The 19,462-nt window shown below is 69.1% G+C and carries 21 protein-coding genes; 15 read left to right on the top strand and 6 right to left on the bottom strand.

What is annotated here, in order from left to right:
* Positions 1-190: 190 nt before the first annotated feature.
* The gene (locus NR810_RS38820) at positions 191-2,323 is read right to left on the bottom strand and encodes an ATP-binding protein (protein WP_257460143.1); all 2,133 of its coding nucleotides are present in this window, start codon (positions 2,321-2,323) and stop codon (positions 191-193) included.
* Positions 2,324-2,410: 87 nt separating this feature from the next.
* Positions 2,411-2,893, bottom strand: a complete 483-nt coding sequence (locus NR810_RS38825; protein WP_257460007.1) for a YbhB/YbcL family Raf kinase inhibitor-like protein — start codon at positions 2,891-2,893, stop codon at positions 2,411-2,413.
* Positions 2,894-3,095: 202 nt separating this feature from the next.
* On the opposite strand from NR810_RS38825, the gene NR810_RS38830 reads away from it, so the two are divergent.
* The 8 genes from NR810_RS38830 (at position 3,096) to ychF (ending at position 9,554) form a co-directional block, all read left to right on the top strand.
* A complete protein-coding gene (locus NR810_RS38830) occupies positions 3,096-4,049 on the top strand; it encodes a hypothetical protein (RefSeq protein ID WP_257460009.1) in 954 nt (317 codons plus the stop codon).
* Positions 4,050-4,054: 5 nt separating this feature from the next.
* A complete protein-coding gene (locus tag NR810_RS38835) occupies positions 4,055-5,482 on the top strand; it encodes a putative metal-binding motif-containing protein (RefSeq protein WP_257460010.1) in 1,428 nt (475 codons plus the stop codon).
* 144 nt (positions 5,483-5,626) lie between these two features.
* Entirely contained in the window at positions 5,627-5,890 is a 264-nt protein-coding gene (locus NR810_RS38840; protein ID WP_257460012.1) for an AtpZ/AtpI family protein, read from the top strand.
* A 53-nt stretch (positions 5,891-5,943) separates the two neighbouring features.
* Positions 5,944-6,285, top strand: a complete 342-nt coding sequence (locus tag NR810_RS38845) for a hypothetical protein (RefSeq protein ID WP_257460145.1) — start codon at positions 5,944-5,946, stop codon at positions 6,283-6,285.
* Positions 6,285-7,346, top strand: a complete 1,062-nt coding sequence (gene atpB / locus NR810_RS38850; protein ID WP_257460013.1) for a F0F1 ATP synthase subunit A — start codon at positions 6,285-6,287, stop codon at positions 7,344-7,346. The genes NR810_RS38845 and atpB overlap by 1 nt, the downstream gene beginning before the upstream one ends.
* Before the next feature lie 143 nt (positions 7,347-7,489).
* A complete protein-coding gene (locus NR810_RS38855) occupies positions 7,490-7,720 on the top strand; it encodes an ATP synthase F0 subunit C (protein ID WP_047854685.1) in 231 nt (76 codons plus the stop codon).
* A gap of 142 nt (positions 7,721-7,862) precedes the next feature.
* Positions 7,863-8,399, top strand: a complete 537-nt coding sequence (gene atpF, locus NR810_RS38860) for a F0F1 ATP synthase subunit B (RefSeq protein ID WP_257460014.1) — start codon at positions 7,863-7,865, stop codon at positions 8,397-8,399.
* 45 nt (positions 8,400-8,444) lie between these two features.
* On the top strand, positions 8,445-9,554 hold the full coding sequence (ychF, locus tag NR810_RS38865) for a redox-regulated ATPase YchF (protein WP_257460015.1): 1,110 nt from the start codon (positions 8,445-8,447) through the stop codon (positions 9,552-9,554).
* A 165-nt stretch (positions 9,555-9,719) separates the two neighbouring features.
* Here ychF and NR810_RS38870 read toward each other — a convergent pair whose 3' ends face one another.
* Positions 9,720-9,998, bottom strand: a complete 279-nt coding sequence (locus NR810_RS38870) for a hypothetical protein (protein ID WP_257460017.1) — start codon at positions 9,996-9,998, stop codon at positions 9,720-9,722.
* A 290-nt stretch (positions 9,999-10,288) separates the two neighbouring features.
* Between NR810_RS38870 and NR810_RS38875 the strand changes: the two genes are divergently transcribed.
* Complete coding sequence (locus NR810_RS38875; protein ID WP_257460019.1) at positions 10,289-10,843, top strand: hypothetical protein; 555 nt, start codon at positions 10,289-10,291, stop codon at positions 10,841-10,843.
* A gap of 83 nt (positions 10,844-10,926) precedes the next feature.
* Positions 10,927-11,688, top strand: a complete 762-nt coding sequence (locus NR810_RS38880; RefSeq protein WP_257460020.1) for a hypothetical protein — start codon at positions 10,927-10,929, stop codon at positions 11,686-11,688.
* 62 nt (positions 11,689-11,750) lie between these two features.
* On the opposite strand, the gene NR810_RS38885 is transcribed toward NR810_RS38880, so the two are convergent.
* Positions 11,751-13,064, bottom strand: coding sequence for a citrate/2-methylcitrate synthase (locus NR810_RS38885; protein ID WP_257460022.1), 1,314 nt, complete (start codon positions 13,062-13,064; stop codon positions 11,751-11,753).
* Positions 13,065-13,312: 248 nt separating this feature from the next.
* Here NR810_RS38885 and NR810_RS38890 point away from each other — a divergent pair, with 248 nt between their 5' ends.
* Positions 13,313-13,816, top strand: coding sequence for a hypothetical protein (locus NR810_RS38890; protein ID WP_257460025.1), 504 nt, complete (start codon positions 13,313-13,315; stop codon positions 13,814-13,816).
* Between the two features lie 48 nt (positions 13,817-13,864).
* On the opposite strand, the gene NR810_RS38895 is transcribed toward NR810_RS38890, so the two are convergent.
* On the bottom strand, positions 13,865-14,869 hold the full coding sequence (locus tag NR810_RS38895) for an aromatic ring-hydroxylating oxygenase subunit alpha (protein WP_257460027.1): 1,005 nt from the start codon (positions 14,867-14,869) through the stop codon (positions 13,865-13,867).
* A gap of 138 nt (positions 14,870-15,007) precedes the next feature.
* Here NR810_RS38895 and NR810_RS38900 point away from each other — a divergent pair, with 138 nt between their 5' ends.
* The gene (locus NR810_RS38900) at positions 15,008-15,628 is read left to right on the top strand and encodes a TetR/AcrR family transcriptional regulator (protein ID WP_257460028.1); all 621 of its coding nucleotides are present in this window, start codon (positions 15,008-15,010) and stop codon (positions 15,626-15,628) included.
* On the opposite strand, the gene NR810_RS38905 is transcribed toward NR810_RS38900, so the two are convergent.
* A complete protein-coding gene (locus NR810_RS38905; RefSeq protein WP_257460030.1) occupies positions 15,625-16,176 on the bottom strand; it encodes a hypothetical protein in 552 nt (183 codons plus the stop codon). The two genes, NR810_RS38900 and NR810_RS38905, sit on opposite strands and share 4 nt — an antisense overlap.
* A 307-nt stretch (positions 16,177-16,483) precedes the next feature.
* Here NR810_RS38905 and NR810_RS38910 point away from each other — a divergent pair, with 307 nt between their 5' ends.
* From NR810_RS38910 to NR810_RS38920, 3 genes are all read left to right on the top strand, one after another.
* The gene (locus NR810_RS38910) at positions 16,484-16,861 is read left to right on the top strand and encodes a hypothetical protein (protein WP_257460031.1); all 378 of its coding nucleotides are present in this window, start codon (positions 16,484-16,486) and stop codon (positions 16,859-16,861) included.
* 115 nt (positions 16,862-16,976) lie between these two features.
* Complete coding sequence (locus NR810_RS38915) at positions 16,977-17,531, top strand: DUF2062 domain-containing protein (protein WP_257460033.1); 555 nt, start codon at positions 16,977-16,979, stop codon at positions 17,529-17,531.
* Positions 17,532-17,615: 84 nt separating this feature from the next.
* Positions 17,616-19,442 carry a DUF885 domain-containing protein gene (locus NR810_RS38920; protein WP_257460034.1) on the top strand — a complete coding sequence of 609 codons (1,827 nt, stop codon included), beginning with the start codon at positions 17,616-17,618 and terminating at the stop codon, positions 19,440-19,442.
* The last annotated feature ends 20 nt before the right edge of the window (positions 19,443-19,462 follow it).

The raw sequence follows: 19,462 nt of genomic DNA on the forward strand, positions 1-19,462 counted from the left end.
ATAACGGATGCCTGGGGGGGCTCTTTCTACTCCTCTTGATTCCCGAAGGCCAGGGAGGGGCCAGAGGATTCCTTGATAAAGGATTGAAAGTGATTTCAGCGGAGCGGCGAAAAGTGCGCTAGCGGACAAAGAAAGACAAACTTCCGGTGGGCGAGCAGGAGTCCGAGCCTTCTCTTCCCCTCCCCCTCTGCTACCCCAGCTGCGCGGGGGAGGGCTCGTGGGCGAGCGGAAGTATCAGCCGGACGGTGGTGCCGCCGCCGAGGGGCGATTCGATGCGGATCTGCCCCCCGTGAGCATCCAGGGTGCGCTTGACGATGGCGAGGCCCAGGCCGGTGCCGGTGGCCTTGGTGGTGAAGAAGGGCTCGAAGAGGCGGGCGCGCAGCTCCTGGGGGATGCCGGTGCCGGTGTCGGTGAACTCGACGATGGCGCCGGGGTGGTCGGTGGAGCGGCGCGCGGCGACGCGCAGCGTGCCGCCCTGCGGCATGGCCTGCACGGCGTTGAGGGCGAGGTTGAGGAAGGCCTGCCGCATCATGCGCTCGTCCACGGGCACGGGCGGCACGTCGGGCGCGAGGGCCCACTCCACGCGCACGCGGGATTGGCCACTGGTGGCGGTGCGCACGGCCTCCTCCAACAGGTGTGGCAGCGGGACGGGCTGGGGAAGGGGCGAGGTGGGGCGGGCGAAGTCGAGCAGGTCATCCACCAGGCGGTTGAGGCGGTTGGCCTCCTCCTCGAGGATGCTCACCAGGGTGTCGGCGGCGGCGGACGGCTCGACGAAGCGGCGCAGGGTGGCCAGGGCGTTGAAGATGGCGCCCAGGGGGTTGCGCACCTCGTGGGCCACCACGGCGGACAGCGCGCCGAGCGCGGCCAGGCGCTCGTGCTCCACCAGTTGCTGCTGGGCGTGCTTGAGCTCCGTGTGGAGGCGGGCGAGCTCCTCGGCGCGTCCGCGCACCTCCTGGAGGAGGCGGTGGGACTCGATGGCGGCGGCGAAGTGGGAGCCCATGGCCTGGATGGTCTCCAGCTCCAGGGAGGACAGGATGCGGTGTTGCTGGAAGGTGACGACGAGCGTGCCCACCATGCGCGAGCGCGCCTTGAGTGGCACCACGGCCAGGGTGGTGCGGCTGGCGCGCTTGAGGCCCTCGCGGATGAACTCGGGGAACTCGTCGGCGGACAGCACCCGGGGGACGCCCTCCTCCATCACCCGCTGGGAGGCGCTGTCGCGCATGGGCACCCGCCGGTAGATGCGCGCCATCTCCTCGCTGACGCCGTGGTGCCAGACCAGCTCGAGCGACTGGGCGTCCTCGGTGGTCAGGAAGAGGAGCACCGCGTTGCAGCGCAGCAGCCCGATGATCTCCTCGGCGCCCGGTTCGAAGAAGGCGCGGGGCTCCGGAGCGGTGGCGGCCACCTCGGCCAGCCGGTTGAGGGCGGCGAGCGCGGTGTTGCGAGTGGACAGGCGGGAGATGGTGCGTGCGGCCTCCAGCGCGGCGGACACCTGGGCGGCGAAGAGGCGCAGCGAGGGCAATTCCTCCTCGCGCAGCCAGTCCGCGGCCACCACCAGCAGGGCCCGGGGCGAGCCCTCCATGTCGATGCGGACGCAGACGGAGCGCAGGGGCCCCACGCGCAGCAGGTGCGTGCGCACCGGCTCGGCCCAGTCCGGGCCCACGAACCGGGCGGCCTCCCAGGCGAAGTCCTCGCCGTAGGCGGACCCCTCGTGCCAGGCGCGCTCCAGCACGGGAGTCCAGGAGCCCGGCACGTCCACCAGGTGCTGGCCGGTGAGGCGCCGTTCGCCCGCGGCGGCCCCGAGGGCCACGAAGGCATGTCCCAGCCACACCCGGTTCCCATCCGGGACGAGGTAGCCGTAGGACAGCTCCAGCTCGGCGAGGCCCTCGAAGACGCGGCGGAGCACCTCCTCCTCGGAGTGGATGCCGGGCAGCGCGGCACCCAGCGAGGCGACGCGTTGGAGCAACTGGCGGTGGGTCAGGCGGGGGGTGAGATCTCGCACCAGCAGCAGCGTGTCCGGCCCGTACTGGGAGAGGGAGACCTCCACGCGCCTCTCGCCCGTGGCGGTGCGGAGCACCGTCTCGTAGGTGTCCGCCAAGCCCGCCTCGCCGCGCTGTACGCGCGCGTACAGCTCGGAGCCGAGCCGTCTCTGGGAGGGGGACAGCAGCTCGAAGGACCTTCCGAGCACCTCTTCGCGAGGCAGGCCGAGCAGGCCGAGCAGGGCCGTGTTGGCATGGACGATGTGACCGTCGCGGAAGACGCCCAGCGCGAAAGGCAGTGTCTCGAGATGCTGGTACGGGGCCCCCCCGGGCCCATCAGGCGTCATCACGGCGGTGGAGGATGGCACCCGCGCCCGCCGGGGGGAAGCGGGACGCGGCGTTTTCCGGGTTCGAGAGCCTTCACGTGGGAGCCTTCAGTGGTGGTGCACCTTCTCGTAGGTGCCGATGAGCTCCGCCTGGGCGAGGATGTGGCCTTCCATGGCGCGCTCCAGTTGTTGGCGGGTGATGGTCCCCATGTCGGGCAGGACGGTGTCCAGGGCGAACACGCGGTAGAAGTAGCGATGGCGGCCGATGGGGGGACAAGGCCCTCCGTAGCCTGCCCGCTTCCAGTCATTGAGGCCCTGGCGCACTTCCTGGGGGAGCCCACCGGGCAGGAGGGACTCGGGGATGTCGTGGAGGTTGGGGGGCAGGTTGTAGAGCACCCAATGCACCCAGGTGCGCTGGGGGTGGCGCGGGTCTGGCGCGTCGGGGTCCTCCACCACGAGCGCGAAGCTCTTGGTCCCCGCGGGCTCGCCCTCCCAGTGCAGTGGCGGGGGCAGATCATCTCCCTCGCAGGTGTAGGCGATGGGAATGGGGTTTCCATCCTGGAAGCGGGGCGAGCGGATCTGCAGTGGCATGGCGTGCTCCTCCTGCATGTGAAGAGAGGTTCCACTCAGGAAGCTGGGAACGGTGGAACGTCGCGGCGAGGTGGGCCCGGCGGACGGGTGCGGTGCCAATCATCCCCCCCGGCGCCGGGCTGGCCGTTTCCCCGGGTGCATCGGGAATGAGCGCGGATGCACGGGCTACCGGGGCCGTGCTCCTGGGCTACAGTGCGCAGCCGTGAAGCGACTCCCGTTCCTGTTCCTCTTGCTGTGTCTGTCCCTGCCCGCCTTGGCGGCGGAGCGGCTCACGGTGCGGCTGTGGCACGGGGGCACGCTCGGCGCGGCCGAGGCGGAGCGCGTGCTCGGTGCCGCCGAGGGGGTGGCGCGCGATTTGACGGGACTCCTCGTCACCCGTGCGCGGGAGGGGACGCTCGAGGGCCGCTGCGGCGCGGAGGACGCGTGTCTGCGCGCGGTGGCGGCCGAGGCGGGGACGGAGCACGTGCTGGTGCTGGGGGTGGTGCCGAGGCGCCAGGGCACGCTGGACGTGGACGTGGCCTGGGTGGACACGGTGCGCGGGGACGTGGCGAAGCGCGCGGTGACGGGCATGGCGCCGGCGATGCTCGCGCGGGACTTGAGGCCGGTGGTGGCGGCGCTGGTGCCGGCCTTCGCGCGCAAGGGGTGGGGGGGCGTGGTGGTGCCGGGCGCGGCGCGGCTGCGCGTGGACGGACGGATGATGGGCGGGCCGGACGAGGTGGTGGCGTTGACGGCGGGGCCGCACGAGGTGGACGTGCTGCTGCCCTCGGGCGAGGCAACCCTCATGCGCGAGCAGATACAGGAGGGCGTGCTCTTGCGCCTGGAGCCGAGGCCGGACTTCCTGCCGGACGCCACGGAGTCCCGAGCCCCGCGCGGCAAGGGGCTGCGAGCCGCCTCGTATGTCACCTTCAGCCTGGGAGCGCTCGCGGTGGCGGGCTCGCTGGTGGCCGGCGGGCTGTCGCGGGGCTCCCTGCGGGGGGTGGAGTCCTGCGAGGGCCGCGAGCGCGACTGCACCTCCTTCACCCGGGCGGGCTCCGCGCATGAGCAGGCCGGGCGCTACGCGCGCACGGGCAACGTGCTGCTCGGCGCGGGCGCGGGCCTGGCGGCGGTGGGCGCCGGCCTCTTCGTCTTCGACCTCCTCTCCACCCCGTCCGAGTAGTGTCCATGCCCTCGACCGATCGCCTCGTCCGTCTCTCCCTGCTCGCGCTCGGCGCGTGCGTCGCACTGGCCATCGCCTGCTACGAGGTCCCCGAGGTCCGCGGCTACTACTCCTGCCTGGAGGACGCGGAGTGTGGGGATGGGGGCTTCGTCTGCGACGACGGGGTGTGTTGCCGCGAGCGGGAGGACCCGCTGTGCATTGGCCGGGTGCTGGACGGGGGCACCTGCCTGGATGGCGGCACGCCGACGACGTTCTTCGAGGATCTGGACGAGGACGGCTTCGGCAACCTCACCCGGCCGCTCTACCGCTGCTCGCCGCCCCTGTCGGTGCCGACGGTCACCAACAGTGACGACTGCAACGACAACCCGGTTGCCGGAGGCCGGCTCTTCTTCCCGGACGCCCCCGAGCAGTGCGACGGCCTGGACAACAGCTGTGACGGCGTCATCGACGAGGGGCTCGATGGTGGCCTCTACTACCGCGACCAGGACAACGACGGCTTCGGCGACCCCAAGCAGCAGGGAACGTTCTGCCAGAAGCCGGTGGGCTGGGCGGACAACGCGCAGGACTGCCTCGCGAACAACGGCGCCGTCCATCCCGGGGCCCTCGAGGTGTGCAACGGCCTGGACGACGACTGCAACCTGCAGACGGACGACATCCCCGAGCTGAACCAGCCGTGCGCCGTTCCCGGCCGCCTCGGAGTGTGCGCCGAGGGGCGCCGGGCGTGTGTCAGCGGGAAGGACACCTGCCGCCAGCTCGTCAACCCCGCGCCGTCGGACACGTGCAATGCGAAGGACGACGACTGCGACGGCACCACGGACGAAAGGCCCGACTGTGGCGGGCCCACCAGATTCTTCGCGGACCCCTCGGTGGTGGTCGGCGCCCGGCACCTGAACTCGGCCCTCAATGGCGTGGTGGGCGGGTGCCTGAAGGACAACACCGCCTACGCGAACGCCTCCCCGGCGGACACCGTGTCGGGCGATGTGTGGTCCGGGTCGGACCAGTACAGCCATGTCTTCTGGGCGGAGCGGGACGGGGGGACGTGGGACCTGTCGCGTCCCCAGACCACGCTCAAGCTGTGGGTCACCTTCACCAGCTCCGGGGGCACCTTCAGCAACCCGGATGGCGGGCTGAACCGTTGGGCCTCCCACAACCAGCCGGTCGTGCTCCTGTGTGGGCCGGGGGGCTTCCTCCGGCTGGTGCGCCCCGGCTCCCTGCTGACCTCCGCTGGGACGGTCAACATCACCGAGGGCATCCCCCTGCCTCCTCCGGACGGGGGCGCCTGGGTCATCGGCGCCAACAGCACCTCGGACGTCCAGGGGGTGCTCCGCCAGGTGAAGCGGGTGGAGGTGCTGGTCCAGCCGGCGGCCACCTCCACCACGGGGACGCCCGTCGGCTTCAGGGCCGACTTCCATCCGGACTTCGGCTTGCCCTAGGCATTCCCCTCCCTTCTAGATCGGAGCACTCCGGGAGCGAGGCGGTTGCGTCCCGCTCGTTTTCAATGCTAAGCGGCGCCCGCGCGTAGGAAGGGTGGGGTGGGGCGGCGAGGAAACCCGTGGTTTTCCCGGGGGTTGTCAGGCATGGCGGAGAAGGAGCCCGGGAAGGACACGGAAGGAAGCGAGCTGGGCGAGACGGCCCGGCAGATGAGGGCGGCGGAGCCGTACATCGCCGCGGTGTGGAAGCTGACGGGTGGGGCGGTGGTGGGGGTGCTGGGTGGGTACTTCCTGGACAAGTGGCTGGGGACGTCTCCCTGGTTCTTGCTGGGGTTGAGCCTGGTGGGGATCTCCGTGGGGTTCTACGGGTTCCTCCACGAGATGGCTCGGTTGGGGAAGCGGAAGCGGTGAGGCACCAGGGCGCGGAGACGTTCCGGACGCATGCCGGACTGGCGGCGGGGGTGATGGGGGTGGGGTTGGCGCTCGCGGCCTTCCTTCCGAGGGAGGCGGAGGCGCGGCAGTCGGCGGTCATCGGGGTGGCGCTGGCGGCGGTGACGGGGGTGGTGAGCCTGGTGCTCAAGCGGCGGGCGGTGCGCAGGGATTTGAATGCCGCGCTGAAGGTGGTGGGGGTGGTGTTCGGGATGCGGGCAGTGGGCGTGGTGGTGGGGCTGCTGTGGGTGGTGCAGAGGGGATTGGGGGCGGTGGCGTTCGTGGCGGGGTTCTTCGGCACCTACTTCGTGCTGCAGTGGATTGAAGTGAGCTACGTGATGGCCGCGTCCCGGGACGCGGCGGGCGGAGACGAGTGATGCGCAAGGCAATGGTTCTTCTCGTCGGGTTGATGGCCGGTGTGGCGTTCGCCTCGCCGGGCGCTCAGGACGAGCACGGTGGGACGGGCCAGGAGAAGGAGGGGGAGGACGTGGCGGGCTACATCCTCCACCACGTCTCGGACTCGCCGGAGTACGAGATCGAGATTCCCCTCAGCCACGACCACAAGGCCATCCACCTGCCGCAGATCCTCATCCCCTTCCGGGACGGGGCGTGCACGCCGCAGCAGACGGACCACGGGACGGTGATTCCGGGTCTGGGGGCGGGCTGCCTGGACCTGTCCATCACCAAGCACACGGTGATGATGTGGCTGGCGGCGGTGCTGCTCATCGGCTCGCTGCTGCTCTTCAGCAACCGGGACAAGACGAAGCTGGTGCCGCGGGGCACCGGGGCCAACCTCTTCGAGATGCTCGTGCTGTTCGTGCGTGACGAGCTGGCCATCAAGAACATCGGCAAGGAGGAGGGCCCGCGCTACACGCCCTACCTGCTGACGGCGTTCTTCTTCATCCTCTTCATGAACCTGCTGGGTCTGTTTCCCTGGATGGCGACGGCCACGGGTAACATCGCGGTGACCTGCGGCCTGGCGCTGTGCACCTTCGTGCTGACGCAGGTGGCGGGCATCCGCGCCGCGGGCCTCGGTGGCTACCTGGCGCACCTGACGGGCGGCGTGGCCCCCTGGCTGTGGCCCATCATGGTGCCGGTGGAGATCCTGGGCCTGTTCACCAAGCCCTTCGCGCTCACCATCCGTCTCTTCGCCAACATGCTGGCGGGCCACATCGTCATCTTCTTCCTGCTCGGCCTCATCTTCATGCTCGGCCACCCGGCGGTGGCGCTGGTGAGCGTGCCCTTCGCGCTGGGCATCTACCTGCTGGAGCTGTTCGTGGCCTTCGTGCAGGCGTACGTCTTCACGATGCTCTCGGCGCTCTTCATCGGCATGGGCGTGGCCATGGGCCACCACGGCCACGGCGAGCACGAGCACGCGGACCACAAGGAGACGGGCCACAGCCACGACCATGGCAAGGCCCACATGCTGGGCTCCTGAGGTCTACATCGAGTTAGCGGGGCCTCGAGGTATGGGGCCCCGGTGAGTACCCGGCGATTCGAAAGGTCGCCGGAGGTCGTCCCAAAGGGCAGCAACGACCCCCCCACAAGTGGGTCCCCTCCGAAGAAAGAAGAAGCACTCCCATGACCAACGTCGCTCTCGCCTTCCTCGCCGCCGGCATCGGTGCCGGCCTCGCCATCATCGGCGCCGCCCTGGGCATCGGCCGTCTGGCCGCCGCCGCCATGGACGCCACGGGCCGTCAGCCGGCCGCCGGCGGTGACATCCGCACCACCATGATCATCGCCGCGGCGCTCATCGAAGGCGCCACGCTGTTCGCGCTGGTCGTCTGCATCCTGCTCGCCATCAAGACCTGATTCAGGTTCTGGTCGAGTAGGACTCCGGGTCCGGCGCTCGCTCGCTCAGGCGGGGGGCGCCGGTCCTCGTAGCACCCAGGTTGTCGAGTCGTTTCCGTCGTACCCGCAGTACTCCTGACGCCGTACCCCCGCGAAGGCCGCCATGCTCCTGCCCAACGTTCTCGCCGCCAGCAGCTTCGTCGAGGTCCGCCCGGGCCTCATCTTCTGGACCCTCGTCACCTTCATCATCGTCGCGATCATCCTGCGCTGGAAGGCCTGGGGTCCCATCCTGTCGCTGGTGGAGGAGCGCGAGAAGCAGATCGCCAGCTCCATCGAGGCGGCCAAGCGGGAGCGCGCCGAGGCCGAGAAGCTGCTGGCCGAGCAGAAGACGGCCATCGCCGAGGCCCGCCGTGACGCGCAGGAGATGCTCCGCCGCAACCAGCAGGAGGTGGAGAAGTTCCGCGAGGAGCTGATGGCCAAGAGCCGCAAGGAGGCCGAGGAGTTCAAGGCCTCGGCGCAGCGTGAGATCCAGGAGCAGAAGTCCAAGGCGATCGCCGAGGTGAAGGCGATGGCGGTGGACCTGGCGATGGAGGTGGCGAGCAAGCTGATCAACGAGCGCCTGGACGACAGCAAGCACCGCGCGCTGGCCGAGCAGTTCGTGCAGGGCCTGCCCAAGGGCTCGCCGACGACCCGGGCGTAATCACCCGGATTTCCGGGTCCGCGCAACGCTGTTCAGGAATCCAATATGGCGCTTTCCATCGGCATCGTCGGTCTGCCCAACGTGGGCAAGTCCACCCTGTTCAACGCACTCTCGGCGGCGGGGGCCCAGGCGGCCAACTACCCGTTCTGCACCATCGAACCGAACGTGGGCGTGGTGCCGGTGCCGGACGATCGTCTGGACAAGCTGACGGCGCTGGTGAAGCCGCTCAAGAAGATCCCCACGTCGCTGGAGTTCGTGGACATCGCGGGTCTGGTGCGAGGCGCGTCGAAGGGCGAGGGACTGGGCAACCAGTTCCTGGGCAACATCCGGCAGGTGGACGCGGTGCTGCACGTGCTGCGCTGCTTCGTGGACGACAACGTCACCCACGTGGAGGGTGGCGTGGACCCGGTGCGGGACCGGGACGTGGTGGACACGGAGCTGTGCCTGAAGGACCTGGAGACGGTGGAGAAGCGCCGCGAGCGCACCCAGAAGAACGCCAAGATGGGCGGCAAGGCGGGCGACGAGGCGAAGGCGGAGCTGGCGGTGCTGGACAAGGTGAAGGCGGGGTTGGACTCGGCCATCACGGTGCGCGCGCAGAAGCTGACGGCCGAGGAGCGGGCGGTCCTGAAGGATCTGTTCCTGCTGACGGACAAGCCGGTGCTGTACGTGGCGAACATCAGCGAGAAGCAGATCGGCAAGGAAGACTCGGACCCGATGGTGCAGCGGGTGCGGGAGATGGCGGCGAAGGAGGGGGCGGGGGTGGTGGCGCTGGCGGCGGCGATGGAGGCGGAGATCCAGCAGTTGCCGGAGGAGGAGCGTCCGGGGTTCCTGGAGAGCGCGGGGCTGAGCGAGCCAGGGCTGCACAAGGTGGTGCGTGAGGGGTACAAGCTGCTGGGCCTGCAGACGTACTTCACGGTGGGCGAGCAGGAGTGCCGTGCGTGGACGATCCACAAGGGTGACAAGGCGCCGCAGGCGGCGGGAGTCATCCACTCGGACTTCGAGCGAGGCTTCATCAAGGCCGAGGTGATGAGGTGGGAAGACCTCATCAAGTACGGCAGCGAGTCGGCGGTGAAGGAGAAGGGGCTGCTGAGAGTGGAAGGCAAGGAGTACGTTGTGCAGGACGGCGACTGCATGCACTTCCGCTTCAACGTGTAGAGAAGCAACAACCCCTCTCCCTTCGGGAGAGGGACGGGGTGAGGGTATCGAGGACCACGGGTTCCGATCACCCTCTCCCTCTGGGAGAGGGCTGGGGTGAGGGTCTACGGATCCCCCCGGGTTCCCCAGGAAGAACCCCCGAATCCAGGAATCCCCACAGGGACCTCAAGCAGGCCCGCGCAGAGCCGTGTAGACCCACAGGGCGACGGCGAGCACGGCGACGCCTGTGGAGAGGATGGCGGCCTTGCGAGAGCGACCCGCCTCGTCCGGATACTTCCGAGCGCGGAGCCACATGCCGCCGACGCGCACGACGACGAAGAACGCGAGCAGGAGCACGCCGATCCACTGCCAGCCGGCGGGCCGGGTGAGGGCGACGGCCCAGGCGGCGATGAAGGCAACGTTGCCGAGCAGGAGCAACAACTGGAGACGGACGAAGGGGCTCATGGGGTTTCGGTAAGGCACGAAGAGGGCGGAGTCCAGCGCCTCGTCGGTCACCGTGCGTGAAGTGACACCGGCGCGCGTTGGAAACCGAGCGATGGACATCGGTGGGAACCCGAGCAGCGGGTATCGTGGGAACGAGGGACCCACCACAGAACCTCAGGTACTTCTGGATGAACACCAGAACAGTTACTCAGAAGCTCGTGGCAGTGAGTCTCAGCCTTCTTCTTGCTTCCTGTAGCGCTGCCCGGCCGGTGGCTGCGGGCCCGTTCGGGCCGCAGGATCTGAGCAGGTACGTGCTCGTGCTCGAGGAGTCTCATGATGGGCAGGTCACGCACTCATGGATGCCGCTCAAGGATTTCGATCTGGCAAACCATCAATACCAGATGAGCAGGATGGGAGCCGATCCGCGCATCGTGCGTGTCTCGAGACCCGCAGAGGAGTATTGCCGAGGCCGGCGTAAACAATGTGAGGAAGACTGCTTCGCCAGCAGCAGACCCATCCAAGTCGGTCACCTGATCTATCCAAGGCATCGAGGCCCCTGGCGCATCAACAAGAGCTGGTGGTGTCCGGAGGCCTGCGGAATCCTCGAAGACATGTGTAGGAGGGGAATGGGCGATTGGGCAGAGGAGTCTGTTGCGGAATTCACGGAGATAGGGCCCGCCGTCGATTGGGTCAGGAATCATCGTGAAGAGATTCTCGTGGGCAGCATCGTCGTCATCGCTGGAGTCGCTTTCGTGGCCGTGATGGCCTCGGGCGGTGGTGCCCTTTTCCTGGTGCCTCTCCTGGTCCTGGCGGAAAACACTTCTGGGAAGTTCCCTGCATCCCGGATTGCGGAGGCCACGCGGTGAGAATCCATGAGGCCCTCGCACGGGCGTCACAATTCACTGCACCTCGCTGGAGAACAGCCAGGGATGAAGGCAGAGAAGAAGAAATGCGGCTCTGGCATTACGTGGACGAGCACATCTCCTTCATCAACGGAACGGGCCAGGCCTACCAATTCGAGGACTACCTCGAGGGGATGGCTCACTCGCCCAGTCCCTACGTGAGTGCCGCTCTCGGTGCGCGCGGGAACGCGATCTCGGCCAAGGCAATGGAGCTTCTCCTCGAGGTCCTGGACGAGACGGCTGGACCTGAACAGAAGCAACTCGCGCTCATTCTCATCGGCCTTCTCGATTTCATGGCTGACACGGAACAGGCCGATGACTTCGAGGACTACTTCACAAACAGACTCGAATACGCCCCACTCGCCATTGCTTCCTTTACGTCGCGTGACGAGGCGCGGGCATGGCTGGATGGCCTCGAGGATCCCCCCAGCCCGGCCCGAATACTGATTGGCGACGAATACCACCAGGTCTGGTGTTCTCGCGAAGACGGCACTCGTGACATCTCCCGTGACTACATCCTGGAGCCATACCTGGAAGCGCTCACCGCAAGAGGGTTGCCTCCAACGATGCCATCGTTCGATACCCGCCCTCAGGCAGAGGAGTGGTTGACGAACCACCCGGCCACTCCCTTTGCCTTCGTCTCGATTGCTGGGGAGCACTACCTCGCCGTACGTCACAAGAGACTGAATCGGCACACCTTCCATCATGTGGCTTCCACGTTGAAGGAATGGGAGGAAGAGAAGAAGAGGTCCGCCGAACGCCAGAGAGAACTCGATGCGGAGTACGGGGGCTCAGGGACAGGCGAGTAACCCCGCCTGCTCAGAGCGTTGAGTCATTGGGGCATCTGGTTTGATGTCCATGGACACGCTTCCTATTGCTGGCCGGGTGATGAAGTTGCGGACGCCGTGACGGGAACGCCCACATAGCGGGCCCGTGGTCGCAGCAGGTGGCCCTGTTCGCGTTGTTCCAGTACATGCGCGACCCATCCCGCGGTGCGCCCCATCGCGAACAGCGCCGTCGCCGCTCCCGCTGGTAACTCCAGCGCAGAGGTCAGCGCCACCAGCCCGAAGTCCACCGCGGGTGCCGGGTGTCCCGCCTCCCGCATCGTCTCCTCCACCGCGCGCAGCACCCGCACGCCCACCGGCTCCGGGCGGAACGCATACGCCGCCTCGAGCAATGGCGGCGTGCGCGGATCTCCCTCCGGGTACAGCTGGTGTCCGAAGCCCGGTACCGTTTCGCCCCGCCGCAGCCGCTCGAGCACCGCCGTACGAGCTCGCTCCGGCCTGCCCACCTCCTGCAGCAGGGCCTCGATGCGGTCACACGAGCCCCCGTGCTTTGGCCCCGAGAGCGCCGCCAGTGCCGCGCTCATGCACGCGTACAGGTCCGCTCCCGAGGACGCCGTCACCCGCGCCGCGAAGGTGGACACGTTCAGCTCGTGGTCCGCGCACAGCACCAGCGCCCGGTCCAGCACCTCCGGCGCCCGCTTCGCCGTCGCCCCCCACGCCACCGCCAGCGAGGCCGCCACCGTCTCCTCCTTCAGCGCCCGGGTCACCCGCGAGGGCGCGTGCGCCGCGCACACCCACGCCGCGAGGTGCCGCAGCAGGCGCCGCCCTCGCAGCTTCTCCTGCTCCACAGGGGCCGCGAAGCGCACCTCGTCCCAGGCTCCCAGCAGTGGCACCACCGCCGACAGCACCGTCAGCGGCGGCGAGCGCTTCGGCAGCAACTCCGCCACCGCCGAGGGCTGCACGGGCAGCTCCGGCGAGGGCCACCGCGCCGGCTGCGCGGGCAGCTCGCCCGTCCAGAGCAGCTCCGCCACGTCCTCGAAGCTCCGTCCCTCCACCGCGAGCCGCACCGCCGGTTGACCCCGGTAGGCCAGCCCCTCCGCCCCTATCCGCGACACCGCCGAGTCGATGACGGGCTCGCCCCAACGCAGCGCTCCCGCCGCCACCGCCGTGTGTCCCGCCCGCGCGTCATGGCGTGCCTTCAATCGCTCGAGGTCCGCTCGGACATACCGGTTCTCCTTCGTCCCCGGCTCCGGCACGCAGCGCACCAGGCCCCGACTCACGTACGTGTAGAGCGTCGCCCGCTTCACGCCCAGCAGCGCCGCCGCCTCCGCCGCCGGCACCAGCTCCTCATGCCGACTGTCGAATCGAGATTGAGCCTTCGGCTCCCGCGCTTTAACCATTCGCCGTGTCTCCCCGGGCCCATTGTCGACTCGACTCGATGGTTCGTCGAGATGAGGCCGTGAGGAGCGGGTCACCCTGCAGGTCCCTCATTGCCACCCGGCCTTCTTGAGCCCCGGGTGCCTCGCGAAGACCCTCACCCCAGCCCTCTCCCAGAGGGAGAGGGAGCATCGGCCCACCCTCCACGTCGTCAACTCGCAGGAACTCCCCACAGGTGGGCTACTGGGATGGCGAGGTAGAGTGAGGCCCCATGGCCTCCCTCCTCGATTCGCTCGAACGCTCGCGCCTCCTCAAGGACCGGGAGGCGGCTCGCGAGGTGCTCAACCCCGAGGAGCCTCCCCATGTGTCCCTCCTGCGTCTGTGTGACGCGGGTCTCCTCGCCGGCGGCCTCACCGTCTCCTTCGGGGTCCGGCCCGATGAGCTCGTCGGACCCCTGACGCTGGCCATGGGCGGTGCCGCCCGGCGCTTCAAGGTCGTCGACGTGCGCGAGCGCCCCGTCCTGGAGCTCCACATCCTCGCCGGTGACGTGTCCGAACGCTGGGAGGTGGAGGACCTCTGGGCCCTCGTGCACAACCTCAACAGCCTCTACCGCGAGGCCCCCGATGTGCGCGCCGTCGCCGTGCTCGGGGAGTGGAACGACGCGCTTCAGCTCCTGTGCGTGGACAAGCGCTCCCTGCCCCGGCTCCTGCGCGAGCGCTTCTTCGCGCCTCGCAACCGGGATGCGCTGGAGCGCAGGGGGGATGACAGTCGTTGAGCGAAGACCCTCACCCCCCGCCCTCTCCCAGGGGGAGAGGGTGCATGCTCAACTCGCGAGCGGGGCTTCGGTGACGGAGCTCTCTCTCGAGCCCCACTTCTTGCGCTCCAGGTACCAGCGCCGGAAGGCCAGCGTGGCCCGGTCCGTCGCCACGCTGCGCTCCTCGGAGACCGGCGGCGCCTCGACGGGATCGCTCGACTCCACCACCGCCTGGTCCTCGCGCAGGATGCGCTTGTTGTAGCGGTCGAGCACGGCCGCCAGCGGCTGGAGCTTCAGGAAGTCGCGCGTGCTCACCAGCATCATCCGCGTGTGCGTCGCATCCACCGGCACGCAGTACATGTGCAGCCGCATGATGCGCTTGGGGATGGGGACGTGCATCGCCATTCCATTGGGCCGCAGCCACTCCAGGCCCGCTGCGCTGGTCACCCCGTCCAGGCTCCACGAGGTGCGGAAGCCCGTGGGCGTGGGGTGCACCTCCATCTCCATCTTCGAGTCCGGCTTCATCCTCCGCCACAGCGGCCCGCCGATGGTGCGCCGGTGCACGAAGGGCAGGTGCGGCGAGTCCAGCATGTTCTCCATCGCCCGCGTCCAGTGTGCGTTCCACGTCTCCGCGTAGTGCCACACGTGGATGCCCTCCTGTTCCATCACCGGGGGCACCGCCGGCTCGTCCGGGGCCTCGGCTCCCGGGCGCGTGTAGAGCCAGATGAGGCCTCCGCGCTCGCGCACCGGGAAGACCGTGGCGGCGAAGCGCTGGCGCTTCTCCTCGGGCATGGGGTTGAGCGGAATGTGCGTGCACGCTCCGCCCGCACCGAAGCGCCACCCGTGGAAGGGGCACTCCAGGCACCCGTCCTTCCCCACCTTCCCCAGCGACAACTTCACTCCCCGGTGCGGGCAGCGGTCATGCAGCGCCTGCACCCGGCCCTGGTTGTCCCGGAACAGCACGACGCGCTCCGACGCCACCGTCAGCCCGTAGGGCTCCCTGCCCACCTCGCGAGACATGGCCACCGGCGTCCATACGTCCGCGAAGCCCTCGTCGGCGAAACCGTCCAGCATGCGCTCCTCCCGCCTGTACCTCTCTCGGGATAGAATATTCAGGTTGGTTTATTTAATTTCAAGTCGAAGTGTGAAGGGAGCAGGGGCACGGCCCTCGCATGGGTGGATTTCCTACTCCATGCGGGCTATTCAAGGCGCATGGCCCGGGTGAAGGGGAGCCGCAACGCGGACTACGAGAAGGAGCGGGAGCGCCTGCTGGAGGCGGTCCGCGTGCGCCTGCTCGCTCCCGACGGTGCCCAGGCGAGCTTCCGGGAGCTCGCGGAGGTGGCCGGGGTGAGCGTGGCCACGCTGCGTCACTACTTCGGCTCGCGCGAGGCGCTGCTGTCGGAGGTCATGGCGGACATGCACCGGCGCGGCCTGCCGTACCTGCTCGCCGCGGCCACCGAGCCCCATGGCCCGGTGCGCGAGTCGCTCCAGTGGTTCCTCCAATCGCTCCTCACGGGCTGGCGCCTGGGCGTGGGCGCGGTGCACGCCTTCGGCCTCACCGCGAGCGTGGGACACGAGACGCTGGGGCCGGTGTACGTGCAGGAGCTGCTGGAGCCCACGCTCCAGTCAGCGGAGGCGCGGCTGTCCCGCCACATCGCGGACGGAGAGCTGCGGCGCTGCGATGTGCGCCACGCGGCGCTGGAGCTGGTGTGCCCGGTGGTGCTCGGCCTGCTGCACCAGGTGCAGCTCTCGGGCGCGCGCTGCCGGCCGCTGGACGTGGAGCGCTTCCTGGAGGACCACCTGGAGACGTTCCTCCGGGCCTACGCTCCCTAGTCGACGCCCAGGATGAGGCCGAGCGTGGCCAGCGTCATCGCGGGGCCCTGTTGCGCGAGCGCGGGAGGAATCGCGAGGAGCACGGGCCGCTCCGGCCTGCCTCCACACGAGCGCGAGCCCATGTAGCCTCCCTCCCGGGTGGCCTTCAGGTCGTAGCTGCACGGGCCCACCGTGGCGGTGAAGCGCTCCGGCGTGATGTTCATCCGCGCGATGCCGCCATGGAAGCTGCCCGTCGCCTCTATCTCGTTGCCCTTGTGCTCGAAGCTCAGCCGGGTCAGCTCGCTGCCCACGGTGCCGCCCAGCTCCTGGCCGTTGAGGCCGAGGAACACCGTCCGGCCGAAGGCCCTCCCGCGCAGCGTCTTCCCATCGCGGGCCAGCTGCAGGTCGGGGCCGGTGACACGGTCCCCGGTGACCCGTGCGCTGATGGCCGCGTTGGGCGTGCGTAGATAGAGGTACTGGGTGCCGCCCTGCGCGGCCGCCGTCCCCAGAGCGAGCAGGGCGGCCATCCCGAGAAGTGGACCGATTCGCTTCGCGTATGAGTGCTTCATGCCCGGAGGATAAGGACGGAGGGGCCCCCATGTGGCGGGCCCCTGCCCGTCCGCTCGTGGGGGAGCCTCCGGGGAGGGGAGGCGTGGCGGGATGGCGCGGCGGGCGGCTGCCCGGTTGCCGGGTGTGAGCGCGGGGCGCGGGTGCTCGCGAGGTTCACTATCCGTCGCGGGGAGACGCAATGCGTTGCCCAGCGTTCTTTCCCGGCGTTACGCTGGTTTCGTGCCTCCCGAGCCTCCTTCCCGAAAGACGCAGGGTGATGGACGCCCCCAGGGTCGTGGGGCCTCCGGAATCATCCGGATCCTCTTCGTGGCCGACGACGCCGGCCTGCGCGAGACCGCCCGCCGGGAGCTCACCCCGGGCTTCGAGCTGCTCCCCGCGAACACCTTCGCCCTGGCCCTGCCCCTGCTCGACCTCGAGCCGGCTCCCACCGCCATCATCGTCGACCTGGGGCTCGCCGACGCGAAGGGGGCGGCGGACTTCCTCTCCACCCTCGTGGAGCGGGACTACCCCGGCCCTCGCATCCTCTTGTCCAGGAAGTTCCGGCCCGCGGAGGCCTCCACCCTCAGCCAGTCCAGCATCATCCACTTCGCCCTCGCCACCCCCTGGGCCGCGGGCGAGCTGCGCGTCTTCGTGGAGGCCGCGCTCGGGTTCCGCCCCTTCCCGAGTTCCTTGCAGGCCATATGATTCTCGAGCGCGGGCGGGCGGCCGCGCCGCGCCACGTCCTCCTGCGGACGCGCCGGCTTCGCATTATCCTGGCGCTGGTTCCGAAGGAATTCGGCCAGAAGAAGAGTGGTGGCCCGTGTTGTCCTGGTGGAAGGTCGTGAAGAGCAAGTACCGGCGTGCCCGTGTGCGCATCCTGCGCGGCGCGGGCGGTCCGGAGGAGATCGCCGCCGGCATGGCGCTGGGGCTGTTCATCGCCCTGCTGCCCATCATGGGCCTGCAACTGCCCCTGGCCCTCTTCGTCGCCGAGGTGTTTCGCCGGGTGACGCACTTCCAGCTCTCGCGCGTTGCCGCCGCCGCGGGCGTGTGGCTCAACAATCCCGTCACCGCCGCCCCCGTGTATGGGCTCTGCTATCTCGTCGGCCGGCCCATCGCGCACCGCCTCCTTCCGGCATCGCAGCAGCAGGCCGGCGTCGAGGCCGCGGCCTTCGACCTGAGCGCGTTCTCCTTCTCCGGTCCCGGTGCGCTCGAGGTGATGCTCGGCCTCGTCATCGGGGGCGTGCTGTTGGGCGTGCCCACCGCGTGGGTGGGCTATCGCATCACCTACGGCATGGTGGTCCGCCAGCACCAGCGTCGCGAGGAGCGCCGGGCTCGCCGCCAGGCCCGGTTCCTGCGTCCGGTCCCCGAGGTGTAGGGGGCACGCGCCCGCCCAGGGCGCCTCGAAGGTCACGCGAGCATTTTTTCCCGGGCAACGCTCCGTGCGAAAACCCGGGCACCCATGAACCGAGCCTCGCTCCTGTTCGTCCTGCTCTCCGTCTCGTCGTGTGCCACTCCCACCGCGAGCACCGTGGCCCGTGCCCCCGGGGCCTCCGCTCCCGCGTCCACCGAGGACGCGCGCTTCGCCGCCCTCCTCGAGGAGGATTGGCAGTGGCGCCTGCGCGAGTTCCCCCTGTTCGCCACCGCCATCGGGGACTCGCGCTACGACGACCGGTTGTCCGACCTCTCCTTCGAAGCCATCGACCGGCGCAAGCAGCACCTGCGCGACGTGCGGCGCCAGCTCGAGGGCATCGACCCCGCCCGCCTCTCCGAGTCCGCCCGGCTCGACTACCAGCTCTTCCTGTGCGAGCTCGACGAGTCCATCGAGGGCCTGCGCTTCCCCGACGAGTACATCCAGCTCTCCCAGCTCGACGGGCCCCACACGCTCCTGCCCGAGCTCTCCGTCTCCATGCCCCGGGGCACGGTGAAGAACCACGAGGACTTCATCCAGCGCATGAAGCTCCTGCCCGTGTACATGGCGCAGTCCATCGCGCTGATGCGCAAGGGCGCGGAGACCGGTGTCACTCCGCCCCGTGTCACCCTGCGCGACGTGGCCGGCCTCATCCGGAACCAGCTCGTCGACGACCCCACGAAGAGCCCCATCTACACCAACGTCTTCTCCTCCTTCCCCGCCTCCATCCCTCCCGAGGCCCAGGCCCGGCTGCGCGAGCAGGCCGTCATCGCCCTGCGCGAGTCCGTGTTCCCCGCCTACCGCGAGCTGCTCCGCTTCTTCGTCGACGAGTACCTGCCGCGCACCCGTGAGTCCATCGCCCTCTCCGCCCTGCCCGATGGCGCGGCCTGGTACGCGTGGAACGTGCGGCGGATGACCACCACGGAGTTGTCGCCCGAGCAGATTCATCAACTGGGGCTCTCGGAGGTGGCGCGCATCCGCGCGGAGATGGAGCGGGTGAAGGCCCAGGCGGGCTTCAAGGGAGACCTCCCCGCGTTCTTCACCTTCCTGCGCACGGATCCGCGCTTCTTCTTCGACAGCAAGGACGCGCTGCTCGTCGCCTACCGCGACATCGCCAAGCGCGTGGACCCCGAGCTGCCGCGCCTCTTCGGCCGCCTGCCCCGGCTGCCGTACGGTGTCTTCCCCGTCCCCGAGTACTCCGAGAGGACGCAGACGACGGCGTACTACATGCGCGGCTCAATCGAGGCCGGGCGCGCCGGACGGTTCTACGCCAACACGTATGACCTGAAGTCCCGCCCCAGGTGGGAGATGGAGGCCCTCACGCTCCACGAGGCCGTGCCCGGTCATCACCTCCAGCTCGCCCTCGCGCAGGAGCTGACGGACGTGCCGAAGTTCCGCCGCTTCGGGGGCTATACCGCCTTCATCGAGGGCTGGGGCTTGTATGCCGAGTCGCTCGGGCCGGAGATCGGGATGTATCGCGACCCGTACGCGAAGTTCGGCCAGCTCACCTACGAGATGTGGCGCGCCATCCGGCTCGTGGTCGACACCGGCATGCACGCCAAGGGGTGGTCGCGCGAGCAGGCCATCCAGTTCTTCAAGGACAACGCCAGCAAGGCGGAGCACGACATCGTCGTGGAGGTGGACCGCTACATCGTCTGGCCCGGACAGGCCCTCGCGTACAAGCTGGGCGAGCTGAAGCTGAAGGAGCTGCGCGCTCATGCCACGAAGGAACTGGGTCCTCGCTTCGACGTGCGTGCCTTTCATGACGAGGTGCTGGGTCAGGGGGCGCTGCCGCTCTCCATCCTGGAGGCCCGTGTGAAGGCGTGGGTGGCACGGCAGACGCAGGTCTCCTCCGGAGATGCCGCGGTCACCCGGTAGACCCTCACCCCGTCCCTCTC

It is taken from the genome of Archangium lipolyticum (assembly GCF_024623785.1).
Taxonomy (GTDB): domain Bacteria; phylum Myxococcota; class Myxococcia; order Myxococcales; family Myxococcaceae; genus Archangium; species Archangium lipolyticum.